Genomic DNA, 13,106 nt, shown 5'->3' on the forward strand with positions numbered 1-13,106 from the left:
CGCACCGTCAGTCGCCCAGCACGTCCCCCAGGTCGTAGCTGACCGGTTCGTCCAGCTGCTCGTAGGTGCACGAGTCGGGGTCCCGGTCCGGACGCCACCGCACGAACTGGGCGGTGTGCCGGAACCGGTTGCCCTCCATGTGGTCGTAACGCACCTCGACGACCCGCTCTGGCCGCAGGGGTGTGAACGAGAGGTCCTTCTTGGCGTTCCAGCGCGAGTGGGCGGCCGCCGATGGCGTCCGGGGGAAGGACTGGTCGCGGTTGTCGGGGCTGTCCCCCTCGGGCTCGGCCCACGCCCAGGGGTGGCCGTCGAATGACGTCACCAGCGGCTGGAGTTCGGCGAAGAGCTCGCGGCGGCGCTCCATCGGGAACGCGCCGATGACGCCGACCGAGTTGAGCATCCCCTCGGGGGTGTACAGGCCCAGCAGGAGTGAGCCGATGGCGTCCGTCTCGTCCTTGTAGAGGCGGTAGCCCGCGACGACGCAGTCGGCGGTGCGCTCGTGCTTGATCTTCCACATGACGCGCTTGTCCTCGGCGTAGGGCTGGTCCAGGGGCTTGGCGATGACGCCGTCCAGGCCCGCGCCCTCGAACTGTTCGAACCACTCCTTCGCCAGCTCACGGTCGTGGGTCGCCCGGGTGAGGAAGATCGGCGGCCTCGCCTTTGCGAGGGCCTTCTCGAGAGCTTGGCGGCGCTCCCGGAAGGGCCTCTCCGCCCAGTTCTCGCTCCCCCACGCGAGCAGGTCGAACCCGACGAAGCTGGCGGGTGTCTCCCTGCTCAGCTTCTTGATGCGGGACTCCGCGGGATGGATCCGCTGCTGCAGCAGGTCGAAGTTGAGCCGGTCGCCGGACATGGGGTCGATGAGGATGATCTCGCCGTCGATCACGCACGGGTCCGGGAAGTTCTCCTTCACCGCCTCCACCAGCTCGGGGAAGTACCGCGTCATCGGCCGGGAGTTGCGCGACCCCAACTCGACCATGTCCCCCGAACGCCAGATGATCGTCCGGAAGCCGTCCCACTTGGGCTCGAACAGGACTTCGGCCTTCGGGAAGTCCTTGACGAGCTTGGCCAGCATCGGCCCGAACGGCGGGACGATCGGCGTCCCCCACTCGGCGTCACGCTCGGCCTTGGGTGCGAGGTAGTCCTCCTCGGCGCGGTCCTTCTTGCGCTTGCTCGGCGGCACCCGCGGCGGCTCGCCCGGCATCTTGGGATAGTCGGGCGGGAAGTTGAGCTCACCGAGCCCGCGCTCCAGGTCGGCCTCCCAGAGCCCCAGCGCGCCGGTCAGCTCGCCCGGGTCGTCGTCCATGGACGCCCACGGGCACGGCCGGTCCCTCAGCAGCTTCGGGACGGTCCAGATCGTCAGGTCGCGGGGGTCGGCGTCGGCCAGCTCGTCCCAGGACAACGGCGTCGAGACGGGCGCCCCGGGCAGGGGACGCGGCGAGTAGGCACCGGCGATCGTGCGGTCACGGTTGGCCTGGTTGAAGTCGACGAAGACGCGCTCGCCGCGCTCCTCCTTCCACCACGAGGTGGTGACGAGGTCGGGGAGCTGCCGCTCCAGCTCGCGGGCGACGCCGATGACCCCGTGCCGGACGTCCTGGAACTCGTGCGTGGGCCTGATCCGCGCGTACACGTGGACGCCCCGGTTGCCCGAGGTCTTGGCGTACGCCGTGAGCCCGACGGACGCCATCACCTCGCGCAGCGCCAAGGCGGCCTCCACGGCGTCGGAGAAGTCGCGGCCGGGCTGGGGATCGAGGTCGATGCGGAACTCGTCGGGATTGTCGAGGTTGGCCGTGCGGACGGGCCACGGGTGGAAGGTGATCGTCGCCATCTGGGCGGCCCACACCAGGTCGGCCGGCTCGTCGAACGTCACCTGCTCGTGGCGGCGTCGGCTCGGGTACGTGCACATCACCCGGTTGAGCCACGCCGGAGCCCCCGCGGGGGGCCGCTTGGCGAAGAACTCCTCGCCCTCGATGCCCTCGGGGAACCGCTGCAGCGTCATCGGCCGGTCCCCGTTGATGCGCAGGAACGACTCGGACGCGGCGAGCAGGTAGTCCGCGAGGTCGCGCTTGGTGATCTCCTTCGCGCCACCGGACGCCGGCCACAGCACCTTGTCGGCGCTGGTCAGCCTCACCTCGCGGACGCCCTGGGGTCCGTCGACGGACAGGATCTCTGCTTCGGCCACGCCTGAGCCTAACCCGGCGTCCCGACAGCCGACAGTGTCAGCCCTGGATGCGCACCTCACCCCGCTTGGTGTTGGACGACGTGGTACCGCCCGTGGTCACGGTGGCCGTCGTCGTGACTGCGCCACCGATGCCGAGGGAAGCCGTCACCGCAGGCTGGTAACCGCCGGCGTAGCCGCTCGCGTTCGGGTGGAACGAGTTGTACTGCCGCCACACGTCGACGTTGTTGATCCACGGCACGGTGTCGCACACCGCGTGCCCGACGAACGTCCCCTGGACGTCGCTGTACGCGATGCTCGCGGCCGCCGCTGCCGACTCGATCGCGTCGGCCAAGTGTTCCGACGCCGTGTTCATGGCGGTCATTTCGTCGGCCGTGAACGACGTCCAGGCGCTGCAGTCACTGCCGTTGAACAGGCGCGGGTAGCCGGTCGCCACGACCTGCGCGGTGGGAGCCTTGGCCTTCGCGGCTGCATACAGCTCCCTCAACTTGGCGGGCAACGTCTCCGCGATGGTGGCCTCGGCAGCGCTGACCTTGGCCAGGCAGGCCTGGGTGTCGGAGCCCGCGCACGTGGAGACCGTGTCGGCGAAACCGACATCGTTGCCGCCCACGGTGATCGTCACGTAGGCGGTCGTGCTCTTCAGCACCCCGAGTTGCTTGGCGCTGACATCTGCGATGGTCGCACCGGAGCAGGCCTGGAGGTTGAGGGCGAGGCCGTTGCTGGTCGCGAGGAGGTACGGATAGCCCTTGGTGGACCGGTAGCACGTGGTGCCGTCCCTGAGGTAGCTCCCGGCTCCGGTGCCGGCGGCATAGCTGTCCCCCAACGCTACGTAGCCATTGGTGGGGGCAGGGGTCGGCTTCGGCTTGGGTGCCGCCTCGGCGGTGAGCGTGGGGAGGGTGGCTCCGAGGAGCATCGCGATGAGTCCGGCGCCCCACCGGACTGAAAGTGCATGGCGCATGGACCCATGCTCCCACCACGACCCCTGCCGTCGCAGGCGAAATGATCGCGTCACCGACGCGACCTTCGCCGGTCCCAGCCCTTCCTGTCGCTCGCCCACCGGCGGCTCTAGGGTGTTGCCATGGCGCAGATCCACGGCATCGACACCGACCTCTTCCCGCTCATCCTCGGCGGCAACTCCTTCGGCTGGACCGCCGACGAGCCGACCACCCACGCCATCCTGGACGCGTTCGTCTCGGCGGGCGGCAACGCCGTGGACACGGCGGACGGCTACTCGGCCTGGGTCCCGGGCAACAAGGGCGGCGAGTCCGAGCGCATGATCGGGTCGTGGCTGGCCGCGCGCGGCAACCGCGACGACATCGTGATCGCGACCAAGGTGGGCATGTACACCCCGCACGAGGGCTTGTCCCGGGCGAGCGTTCGCGCCGGGCTGGCGGAGTCTTTGGTCCGCCTCGGCACCGACCACGTGGACCTCTACTACGCCCACAAGGACGACCCCGCCACCCCGATCGCCGACCAGGTCCGGACCTTCGACGAACTCGTCCGCGAGGGACGCGTTCGGGCGATCGGCTTGTCCAACTATTCGGGAGCCCGCCTGCGCGAGTGGGTGGACACTGCCCGCGAGACGGGCGCCACCCTGCCCGCCGCCGTCCAGAACCGGTACAGCCTCGTGGCGCGCACCGAGTACGAGCAGGATGCCGGCCCGGTCATCGCCGAGTTCGGGCTGGCCTCGTTCCCCTACACCGCCTTGGCATCGGGCTACCTCACCGGCAAGGTGCGCGGCGAGGAGGACCTCGCGAGGTCGTCCCGTGAGGCCGCGAATCGTCGCTACCACGAGGCGGGCGGCCTCGAGGTGGTCGAGGCACTGGACGCCGTCGCGGCCGAGCAGGGCAGCGAGCCGACCACCGTCGCGCTGGCGTGGTTGCTCGCCAAGGGCGTGACCGCACCCATCGCGTCCGTGTCGCGCCCGGAGCAGTTGCCGGCGCTCCTGGCCGCCCCCGGGCTGACCCTCAGCCACGCGGACGTCGCCACGCTGGACGCCGCCTCGACGCGGTTCGCCTGAAGGATGCCTGTCGTTAGGATCGCCCCATGAGCCTCACCGCTGTCGTCACCGGAGCCTCCAGCGGGATCGGCGCCGCCACCGCGCGCCGCCTCGCCGCCGAGGGCTACCGCGTGTTCTGCGCCGCCCGCCGCCAGGACCGGATCCAGGAGTTGGCCGACGAGATTGACGGCGTGGCCGTCGTCTGCGACGTGACGGACGCCGACGCCGTGGCCGCGCTCGCCCGACCCGTGGGCGACCGCCTCGACCTGCTGGTCAACAACGCCGGCGGGGCGGTCGGTAGCGAGCCCCTCGCCGAGGCGGACTTCGACGCCTGGACGACGATGTTCGAGACCAACGTCCTGGGCGCCGGCCGCGTCACGAAGGCGCTCCTCCCGGCCCTGCGCGCCGCCGAGGGCACGGTCGTGTTCGTGACGTCCAGCGCGGCCGAGGCCGCCTACGAGGGCGGTTCCGGCTACAACGCGGCCAAGGCCGGCGAACGGATGCTCGCCGGGGCCCTGCGGCTCGAACTGAACGGCGAGCCGATCCGGGTGTGCGAGGTGGCGCCGGGGCTGGTGCACACCGAGGAGTTCTCCGTCGTCCGCTTCCACGGCGACCAGGCCAGGGCGGACGCCGTGTACGCCGGCGTCCCGGACCCGCTCGTCGCCGAGGACGTCGCCGACGTCATCGCGTGGGTCGCGACCCGTCCGGCGCACGTGAACATCGACCGACTGGTCGTCCGCCCGCGGGCCCAAGCCGCCAACCACAAGCTGCACCGGGTCGGCTGAGTCCCGCCAACCCGGTGCGCGTGGGTCGAGCGGGATCAGCCCAGCTCGATGAGGGCCTCCCCACCCGCGACGGTGTCGCCCTTCTCGACGAGGATGCGGGCCACCGTGCCGTCGGCCGGTGCGGTGATCTCAGTCTCCATCTTCATGGCCTCGAGCACGCAGAGGACCTGGCCCGCCTTGATGGCCTGGCCCTCCTCGACGAGGATGCGCGACACCGAGCCCGACAGGGGCGCGGTGACGGCGTTGGCGGAGGTCGCCTGGACGGACGCCGTGGACGCCACGGGCGTGTTCATGCCACCCGCCCCCCCGATCACGATGGAACCGACGGGGTGCTTCTCCTCCTCCTGGACGTCCACCTCGATGTCGTAGGGAACTCCATTGACGGTCACCTTGAGCTTCATGGTTGTACCTTTCAGGTCACCGCAGGTGGAGCGGCATGCGGTCGTGTTGGGACTGGCGCGTGGTCGACTGCCAGGCGGCCGAGCGCGTGAAGTGCGCCTGACGGCGCTTGGCGCGGTGACCGAGGTAGGCGGCGACGGCCGCCGAGATGGCGACCACCACCTCCTCCGGCACGTGCTGCGAAGTCATCAGCCTGATGCCCTTGATCTCGGTCTCGAGCCCCTCGACGCGTTCGGTCAGCTTCCTGACAGCGGCGAGCAGTTCGGCGTTGATGTCGTCCGACATGGTTCCTCCGATCAGACCGGGCCGAGGCCGTGCTTCTTGGCCGGCCGGAGCTCACGCTTGTTGACGAGGATCTCCAGCTGCATGGCGATGTAGCGGCGCGTGTCCGCCGGGTCGATGACGTCGTCGACGAGACCCCGCGACGCGGCGACGAACGGCGTGGAGTACGTGTCCTTGTACTCCTGGACCAGTTCGGCGCGCCGAGCCTCCGGGTCGTCGGCGGCCGCGATCTCCTTGCGGAACACGACGGTGGCAGCGCCCTCCGCGCCCATGACGGCGATCTCGGCGGTCGGCCAGGCGTACACGGTGTCCGCGCCCATGTCCTTGGAGCACATGGCGAGGTACGCCCCGCCGTACGCCTTGCGGAGCACGACGGTGATCTTCGGGACGGTCGCCGCGGCGTAGGCGTACAGCATCTTCGCGCCGTGCCGGATGATGCCACCCGCCTCCTGGGCGACGCCGGGCAGGAAGCCCGGGACGTCCACCAAGGTGACCAGCGGGATGTTGAACGCGTTGCAGAAGCGGATGAACCGGCTCGCCTTGTCGGAGGAGTTGATGTCGAGCACGCCCGCCATCACCTGCGGCTGGTTCGCGACGAGGCCCACGGTACGGCCATTGATGCGGCCGAAGCCGACCACGATGTTCTGGGCGTAGCCGGCCTGGACCTCGAGGAAGTCCTCGTGGTCGACCAGGCGGGCGATGACCGTCCGGACATCGTAGCCCTTGTTGCCGTCGGTGGGGACCAGGTCGTACATCGCCTCGTCGTGGTCGACGTACGGGTCCGGGTCGACGATCGCCGGGTCCTCGGTGTTGTTCTGCGGCAGGAAGCTCAGCAGCTTCTGCGCCACCAGGATCGCCTGTTCGTCGTCGTCCACCACGAAGTGGTTGACGCCGGAGACCGCCATGTGGGTGTCCGCGCCGCCGAGCTTGTCGGCGGTCACGTCCTCACCGGTGACCTGCTTGATCACGCCCGGGCCCGTGATGAACATGTGGGCCTTGCGGGTCTGGATGATGAAGTCGGTCAGGGCCGGGGAGTAGGCCGCGCCGCCGGCGCAGGGGCCGGCGATGATCGAGACCTGCGGCACCACGCCGGACAGCTTCACGTTGGTGTGGAAGACCGCCCCGTAGCCGTGGAGGGAGTCGATGCCCTCCTGCACACGGGCACCGCCGGAGTCGTTGATGAAGATGAAGGGCGTGCCGCACTTGAGGGCGGCGTCCATCATCTGGGCGACCTTCAGGCTGTGCACCTCACCGGCCGAGCCACCCACGACCGTGAAGTCCTGGCTGGCGATGTGCACCGGACGCCCCAGCACCGTCCCGGTGCCGGTCACGACGCCGTCGGCGGGCATGTCGGCCTGCGCCATGCCGAACGCGGTCGTCCGGTTGCGGCGGAACAGTCCGATCTCCTGGAAGGAGCCCTCGTCCACCAGGGCCGCGACGCGCTCACGCGCGCTCAGCTTTCCGGCCTCGTGCTGCTTCTCGATGCGCTTCTCACCACCGCCCTTGCGGGTCTCGATGCGGGCCTTGTTGAGGTTGGCGACCTGCTCATCCATGGCACGTGTCTTCTTGACCATGTTGGTCACGCCCTTTCCACGACGACGTTGTGTTCGCGTCCACCCAGGGACACCTTGTAGGTGATCGGCCCCTTCACGGCGCGATCGCTGTCACCCTTGGCGGCGGCCTGCTCAGCCATCTGCTCCGGGGTCTTGCCGACGCTCTTGGGGCCCTCCGCGCGCTTGGCGAAGAAGCCGGGGGCCACCGACGGGAACATGGCGTAGGTGAGGACGTCCTCGTCGGTGCCGTCCGTGCCCGGCAGGCCGGACGCCTCGGCGACGAGCTTGTCCCACTCCGGCTCGAGCAGATCGGCCGGACGGCGCGTGATCGGCTCCTTCTTCGTCTGATTGTGGGCGATCTCGACGACCTCGGGGTTGCGCTCGCCGATGCACTCGCCGTAGTAGCCGAGCATCAGGTCGGCAAACTCGCCGGTCAGGACCTTGTACTTGCCCATCAAGACGTTGAACACGGCCTGGGTGCCGACGATCTGGCTGGACGGGGTGACCAGCGGCGGGTGCCCCGCGTCCGCCTTCACCCGCGGCACCTCCTCCATCACCTCGCGGATGCGGTCGCCCGCACCCTGGGCCTTGAGCTGGCTCTCCATGTTGGAGAGCATGCCGCCGGGGATCTGGCTGGAGAAGATGTCGGTGTCGACCAGCGTCGCCGACTCGAACTGGGCGTACTTGGGGCGCACCTTGGCGAAGTGGTCGCGGATCTTCAGGAGCCGGTCCATGTCGAGGGCCGTGGTGTATTCGGTGCCCTCCAGCATGGCGACCAGGGACTCGGTCGGGTTGTGTCCCGGACCGAGGCTCATCGAGCTGATCGCGGTGTCGACCACGTCGGCCCCGGCCTCGATCGCCTTCATCAGGCTGACCAGCGTCACGCCCGTCGTGGAGTGGCAGTGGACGTTGATCTGGACGTCGCCGTAGGTGTCCTTGATGCCCTTGACGATGTCGTAGGCGGCCTGCGGCTGGAGCAGCGCGGCCATGTCCTTCAGGGCGATGGACTCGGCGCCCATGTCGAGGAGTTGGCCCGCGAGCTTGATGTAGCCCTCGGTCGTGTGCAGCGGCGAGATCGTGTAGCAGATGGTGCCCTGGGCGTGCTTGCCTGTCTTCTTCACCGCCTGCATCGCCTGGGCCATGTTGCGGGGGTCGTTGAGGGCGTCGAACACGCGGAAGACGTCCATGCCGTTCTCGGCCGACTTGTCGACGAAGCGCTCGACGACGCCGTCCTCGTAGTGGCGGTAACCGAGCAGGTTCTGGCCGCGCAGGAGCATCTGCAGGCGGCTGTTGGGCATGAGTTCACGGAACGTACGGAGACGCTGCCACGGGTCCTCGTTCAGGAACCGGATGCAGGCGTCGTAGGTCGCACCACCCCAGCACTCGACGGACCAGTAACCCGCCTGATCGATGTCCTCACAGGCGTCGACCATGTCTTCCATGGCCATGCGCGTGGCCATCAGGGATTGGTGGGCATCACGAAGCGCGACCTCGGTCACGCCGATGGTTCGTGGGGTCATGACGACATCCTGCCACGTCTTCTACTACATGTCGTCGTTGAGACCAATAATGTCAAAGCGTAGGACGATTCGGGCCACATGATGGACACCCAAGGGGGGGAGCAGCAGGGTCCTCGGGCGACCGCCGCGGTGGTCCAGGAACCTTCTCTGGGATGATGACCCCATGACCTGGTCAGCCCTCCTCGCCCCCGCCGCCTATGCGCTCTTCCTGACCCTGGTCCCGGGCCTGGTGGTGGCCCTGCTGGCGGGCCGTCGCGGATTCACCGCCCTGGCCCTGTCCCCCGCGCTCTCCGTCACCGCGATCGGGGTGTCCGCCGTCGTCGCGGGAGCCGCCGGCGTGCCGTGGGGTTGGCCCGTCCCCCTGGTCGCGGCACTCATCTTGGGCCTGGCAGCCTTCGCGCTGCGTCGCCTCAGGCGGGCGGGGCGGACGTCGGACCAGTGGTGGGATCGGTCGGAGGTGGGCGCGTGGATCGGGCTCGGCGTGGCGATCGTCCTGCTGACTCGGCACCTTCGGAACGTCCTCGACCGGCCCGACGCCTTCTCGCAGACCTTCGACAACATCTTCCATCTCTCAGTGGTGCGCTACATCGTGGTGACGGGGGACGCGTCCTCGCTGCACGTCACGCGGATCAACGCCGGCCCCGACGAGTCGTCCTTCTACCCGGCCGCGTTCCATGGAATGGCGTCGCTGGTGCTGCAGGCATTCCCCGGCAGCATGGCCGTCGCCGTGAACGCCGTGCTCTGGGTCATCTCAGCGGTCGTGTGGCCGTTCGCCTGTGTCTTCCTGATCCGGTGCCTGTTCCGAGCGCGCCCCGCCACCCTGCTCATCACGGGAGTCCTTGCCGCCTCGTTCACCGCCTTCCCCGTGCTCCTGTTGGGTTACGGCGTCCTCTACCCCAACCTGCTCGGCCTCGCCCTGCTCCCGGTCCTCCTGGGCTTGGCCGTCCAGGCGTTGGCGGTGTCGCGTACCCAGCCCTTCACCGTCTTCGAGGCGATCGGCCTCGGCGCGCTCATCCTCCCCGGCCTCGTCATGGCCCACCCCAACGCGCTCATGTCCCTGATGGCGCTGGCCGTCCCCATCCTGCTGGTCCGTGCCGGCCGTCATGTCGTGTCCTGGCGTCAGGGCCGGGCCGCTGCCCCGACCGCACTGGGGGTCGTGGCGGCGTGCGTCGTGGCCCTCGTGGCGATCGTCATGGCCTGGCGCATCCTTCGTCCGCTCGACCCGTTCTGGCCGCCCACGCTGTCCCGGACGGATTCCTTCGGACAGTTCGCGCTCAACGCACCCTTGGGCCTGGGGCCCCTGTGGGCGGTGAGCCTGCTCGTGGCCCTCGGGCTCGTCGCGGCCTGGAGGCGCCGCTTGGGCTGGATCCTGGCGGGCTGGGCCATCGTCGGCGTGCTGTGGTTGGTCGTCTCGAGCGGTCCCTCAGGTGAACTCCGCGACACGCTCACCGGCATCTGGTACAACGACTCCTTCCGCCTCGCCGCGCTCGTCCCGGCCGCCGCGCTCCCCCTGGCCGCCTTGGGCGCCGAGGCGGTGACTGTGTGGTTCGCCGGCGGGCTGACCCGCCGCGTTCGTGGAGGACGGCGCCTCACCCGTTGGCTCGCGGCCGGGAGCGGGGTACTGCTGGCGGTGGTGCTGGTCGCGGCCACCCAGCGAACGCCCGCGATGGACCAGGCCGTGGACCGAGCTTCGTCGACCTACGCCTTGACCGACGACTCGCCGCTGGTCAATTCCGACGAGTACGCGCTGCTCCAGCGCCTGCCCCAGTTGGTTCCCACCGACGCGGTCATCGCCACCAACCCATGGAACGGTTCCTCCATGGCGTGGGCGCTGGAAGGGGTGCGGACCACCACGACGCACACCTTGTACGTCTCGACCCCGGATGTCGACTCGATCAACTCCAGCCTGGACGAAGCGCGTGCCGGCGGGGCGACCTGTGACGCGGTCGACCGGTTGGGGGTGCGCTACGTCCTGGACTTCGGCACGCGTGAGGTGCACGGCGGCAGCCACCCCTACCCAGGATTCGACTCCCTCGCCTCCGCCCAAGGATTCAAGGAGGTGGCTCGTGAAGGCGACGCCGTCCTGTACGAGGTCACGGCCTGCGGTTGATGCGCCCGGACCGGGCTTTCGCGTGAGCCGATAGGGTGAGCCCGTGGATCGAACATCCCCGCCCCCTGCACACACGCGGTCCGACGTCGCCTTCGTGATCCCCGTGTACAACGAGGGCAGTGTCGTCCGTGAGGTCGTCGAGAGCGTCCTGGAGCACTATGCCCGTGTGGTGTGCGTCAACGACTGCAGCCGGGACGATTCGGCGTCCCAGATCGCCGCGACCGGCGCCTACCTCATCAACCACCCGATCAACATGGGACAGGGCGCCGCACTGCAGACCGGTCTGGAGTTCGTCCGCGGCCTACCCGGGATCCGGTACGTGGTGACGTTCGATGCGGACGGCCAGCACCGTCTGGAGGACGTCGAGCAGATGCTCCGCGTGGCTGAGGAGAAGGGCGTGGACATGGTCCTGGGCTCCCGCTTCCTCGGCACCGAGGCGGTCGACATGCCGAAGGTGAAGCGGGCCGTGCTCAAGGCCGCCATCGCCTTCAGCAACCTGACGTCGGGCGTGAAGCTCACCGACACGCACAACGGCCTTCGGGTGATGGGCCGCCGAGCCATCGACGAGGTGAACCTGACGATCCCCGGCATGGCCCACGCCTCGGAGATCCTCGAGATCATCAGGTCGCACGGCTTCACGTACGCAGAGGTGCCGGTCCAGATCGTCTACACGCAGTACAGCCGGTCGAAGGGGCAGTCGATCATCAACGCGGTGAACATCGCGTTCGACATGTTGTTGAGGAAGGTGGCTCGCTGATGTGGGTCCAGGTCGGCATCATCGTCGTCGCACTGTGGCTGGTGTACATCACGGTCCGCCGACAGACGGCCGCGACGAGCGCCTACAAGAAGATCGGCCTGGTGCTGCTCGCCGTCGGCATGGTGGTCGCGGTGATGAACCCGGGGTTGTTCTCGCTGGTCGCGACGTGGGCCGGCATCGGACGCGGCACCGACCTGCTCCTCTACGGCCTCACCGCCGCGTTCATCGTCTACGCGTTGTCGCAGTACCTGCGCAACGGGGCCCAGCGCGACATCACCTTCAGGCTCGCCCGTCAGGTCGCGCTGGAGGAGGCACGGCGGCGCTACGGGCTGGACTGACGGCCGTCCTGCTCGACAGGGTCAGGACACCATCGCCTCGAGTCGCTCCGCCATGCGGCGCACGGTGGCGGCGATGGACTTGGTGGCGATGGCGTCCTCGTACCATGCCCGGGTCGACCGCCGGAGCTCTTCCCCACCCTCAATCACCTTGACCATCGCTTCAGCCAGGTCCGGGGCCGAGGCGCTGCGCGCCTTGAACCCGTTCACGCCATCCTGGACCAGTTCGGTGGACGCGTTCGTCGGGTCGTCCACCACGACGGAGGGGGTGCCGTGCGCGGCCGCCTCCACGACCACGAGACCGTAGCCCTCACGCCGCGACGGGTTCAGCAGCATGCTCGCCCGTCCCATGAGGCGGCCCAGTTCGTCCTGGTCGACGAACCCCGGCATCGAGATCGCGTCATCCAGCCCGGACTCCGCGATCGCCGCACGCACGGCGTCCGACTCGGGCCCCCGGCCGCCGATGACGGCGGTCAGGTCCGGCACCGTGGCCCGGGCCACCTTCAGCGCGGGCGGGATGGCCTGGGCGCGCTTGTCCTGGATGTGGCGCCCCACGAAGAGCACCGGCCCCGGCGTCGCGTCGACCGCCAGCCGCGGTGCGACATCGACCGGCTGGGGCGGGATGATCCCCGGAGAGCGCAGGAAGCGCGCGGGCGGCAATCCGTTGCGGAGCGCACCGTCCTCGGTGTGCTGCGAGTGCCCGGTCGCCAACGGGGACATGCGGACGGCCAGGCGCTGCAGGAAGTCCGCGACGCGGCCGACGACGGGGCCGGAGTACTCGAGCCACTGCCGACGCGTCCAGACCTCCAGCCAGTCGACGACCAGCCTGGTGCGCGTGGCGCTCAACGCGAGCCGGGCGGCGAAGACGTTCAGGACGGGCGTCGCAGAGACCATCACCACGTCGTAGGAGGAACGGTGGCGGAGCAGGTGGGCGAACAGTGCAGCGGAGAACTTCACAGCACCGATCGGGCGGCGGACGCCCGCGTCGTCGTAGAGCGGGAACCCGTCGGTGATGGACACGGCCCGGACGCCCTCCTCCACCGGGTCGGCGCCCTCCCACTGCCGTCGGGTCAGGTAATCCACCCGGTGTCCCAGCTTCACGAACTCCCGCGCGAACTCCACGTACTGCTTCTCCCCGCCTCCGGTGGTGTGGGGGTACATGCAGTCGAAGACGATCGCGATGCGCATGC

General features: G+C 69.3%; 12 protein-coding genes. 5 read left to right on the forward strand and 7 right to left on the reverse strand.

Annotated elements, in window-relative coordinates:
• Window positions 1-7 precede the first annotated feature (7 nt).
• The gene (locus AC5YDV_RS05665) at window positions 8-2,179 is read right to left on the reverse strand and encodes an ATP-dependent DNA ligase (RefSeq protein WP_496182363.1); all 2,172 of its coding nucleotides are present in this window, start codon (window positions 2,177-2,179) and stop codon (window positions 8-10) included.
• A 37-nt stretch (window positions 2,180-2,216) separates the two neighbouring features.
• Window positions 2,217-3,134, reverse strand: coding sequence for an SGNH/GDSL hydrolase family protein (locus AC5YDV_RS05670; RefSeq protein ID WP_496182364.1), 918 nt, complete (start codon window positions 3,132-3,134; stop codon window positions 2,217-2,219).
• 120 nt (window positions 3,135-3,254) lie between these two features.
• Here AC5YDV_RS05670 and AC5YDV_RS05675 point away from each other — a divergent pair, with 120 nt between their 5' ends.
• Together AC5YDV_RS05675 and AC5YDV_RS05680 are read left to right on the forward strand one after the other, a co-directional pair.
• Complete coding sequence (locus tag AC5YDV_RS05675) at window positions 3,255-4,196, forward strand: aldo/keto reductase (protein WP_496182365.1); 942 nt, start codon at window positions 3,255-3,257, stop codon at window positions 4,194-4,196.
• Between the two features lie 26 nt (window positions 4,197-4,222).
• The gene (locus AC5YDV_RS05680; RefSeq protein ID WP_496182366.1) at window positions 4,223-4,960 is read left to right on the forward strand and encodes an SDR family NAD(P)-dependent oxidoreductase; all 738 of its coding nucleotides are present in this window, start codon (window positions 4,223-4,225) and stop codon (window positions 4,958-4,960) included.
• A gap of 35 nt (window positions 4,961-4,995) precedes the next feature.
• On the opposite strand, the gene AC5YDV_RS05685 is transcribed toward AC5YDV_RS05680, so the two are convergent.
• From AC5YDV_RS05685 to AC5YDV_RS05700, 4 genes are read right to left on the reverse strand one after another with little or no spacing between them, the layout of a single operon-like run.
• Window positions 4,996-5,361 carry a biotin/lipoyl-containing protein gene (locus AC5YDV_RS05685; RefSeq protein ID WP_496182367.1) on the reverse strand — a complete coding sequence of 122 codons (366 nt, stop codon included), beginning with the start codon at window positions 5,359-5,361 and terminating at the stop codon, window positions 4,996-4,998.
• Window positions 5,362-5,377: 16 nt separating this feature from the next.
• Window positions 5,378-5,644, reverse strand: coding sequence for a hypothetical protein (locus tag AC5YDV_RS05690; protein WP_496182368.1), 267 nt, complete (start codon window positions 5,642-5,644; stop codon window positions 5,378-5,380).
• Between the two features lie 11 nt (window positions 5,645-5,655).
• Window positions 5,656-7,215: an acyl-CoA carboxylase subunit beta gene (locus tag AC5YDV_RS05695; RefSeq protein WP_496182454.1), complete on the reverse strand. Its 1,560-nt coding sequence runs from the start codon at window positions 7,213-7,215 to the stop codon at window positions 5,656-5,658.
• A 5-nt stretch (window positions 7,216-7,220) separates the two neighbouring features.
• Window positions 7,221-8,714, reverse strand: coding sequence for a methylmalonyl-CoA carboxytransferase subunit 5S (locus AC5YDV_RS05700; protein ID WP_496182369.1), 1,494 nt, complete (start codon window positions 8,712-8,714; stop codon window positions 7,221-7,223).
• Between the two features lie 163 nt (window positions 8,715-8,877).
• Between AC5YDV_RS05700 and AC5YDV_RS05705 the strand changes: the two genes are divergently transcribed.
• The 3 genes from AC5YDV_RS05705 to AC5YDV_RS05715 are packed head-to-tail and all read left to right on the forward strand — an operon-like array spanning window position 8,878 to window position 11,919.
• Window positions 8,878-10,824: a DUF6541 family protein gene (locus tag AC5YDV_RS05705; RefSeq protein ID WP_496182370.1), complete on the forward strand. Its 1,947-nt coding sequence runs from the start codon at window positions 8,878-8,880 to the stop codon at window positions 10,822-10,824.
• A 43-nt stretch (window positions 10,825-10,867) separates the two neighbouring features.
• Complete coding sequence (locus AC5YDV_RS05710; protein WP_496182371.1) at window positions 10,868-11,581, forward strand: glycosyltransferase family 2 protein; 714 nt, start codon at window positions 10,868-10,870, stop codon at window positions 11,579-11,581.
• On the forward strand, window positions 11,581-11,919 hold the full coding sequence (locus AC5YDV_RS05715) for a DUF2304 family protein (protein WP_496182372.1): 339 nt from the start codon (window positions 11,581-11,583) through the stop codon (window positions 11,917-11,919). The genes AC5YDV_RS05710 and AC5YDV_RS05715 overlap by 1 nt, the downstream gene beginning before the upstream one ends.
• Before the next feature lie 21 nt (window positions 11,920-11,940).
• On the opposite strand, the gene AC5YDV_RS05720 is transcribed toward AC5YDV_RS05715, so the two are convergent.
• A complete protein-coding gene (locus AC5YDV_RS05720) occupies window positions 11,941-13,104 on the reverse strand; it encodes a glycosyltransferase family 4 protein (protein ID WP_496182373.1) in 1,164 nt (387 codons plus the stop codon).
• Window positions 13,105-13,106: the final 2 nt, after the last annotated feature.

It is taken from the genome of Propioniciclava sp. LT432 (genome assembly GCF_059515965.1).

Bases quoted from the DNA above. Each gene is read 5' to 3' on its own strand.
- AC5YDV_RS05680 (WP_496182366.1), top strand. From the start codon at position 4,223: ATGAGCCTCACCGCTGTCGTCACCGGAGCCTCCAGCGGGATCGGCGCC.
- AC5YDV_RS05700 (WP_496182369.1), bottom strand. From the start codon at position 8,714: ATGACCCCACGAACCATCGGCGTGACCGAGGTCGCGCTTCGTGATGCC.
- AC5YDV_RS05695 (WP_496182454.1), bottom strand. From the start codon at position 7,215: ATGGTCAAGAAGACACGTGCCATGGATGAGCAGGTCGCCAACCTCAAC.
- AC5YDV_RS05705 (WP_496182370.1), top strand. From the start codon at position 8,878: ATGACCTGGTCAGCCCTCCTCGCCCCCGCCGCCTATGCGCTCTTCCTG.
- AC5YDV_RS05675 (WP_496182365.1), top strand. From the start codon at position 3,255: ATGGCGCAGATCCACGGCATCGACACCGACCTCTTCCCGCTCATCCTC.
- AC5YDV_RS05715 (WP_496182372.1), top strand. From the start codon at position 11,581: ATGTGGGTCCAGGTCGGCATCATCGTCGTCGCACTGTGGCTGGTGTAC.
- AC5YDV_RS05720 (WP_496182373.1), bottom strand. From the start codon at position 13,104: ATGCGCATCGCGATCGTCTTCGACTGCATGTACCCCCACACCACCGGA.
- AC5YDV_RS05685 (WP_496182367.1), bottom strand. From the start codon at position 5,361: ATGAAGCTCAAGGTGACCGTCAATGGAGTTCCCTACGACATCGAGGTG.
- AC5YDV_RS05690 (WP_496182368.1), bottom strand. From the start codon at position 5,644: ATGTCGGACGACATCAACGCCGAACTGCTCGCCGCTGTCAGGAAGCTG.
- AC5YDV_RS05670 (WP_496182364.1), bottom strand. From the start codon at position 3,134: ATGCGCCATGCACTTTCAGTCCGGTGGGGCGCCGGACTCATCGCGATG.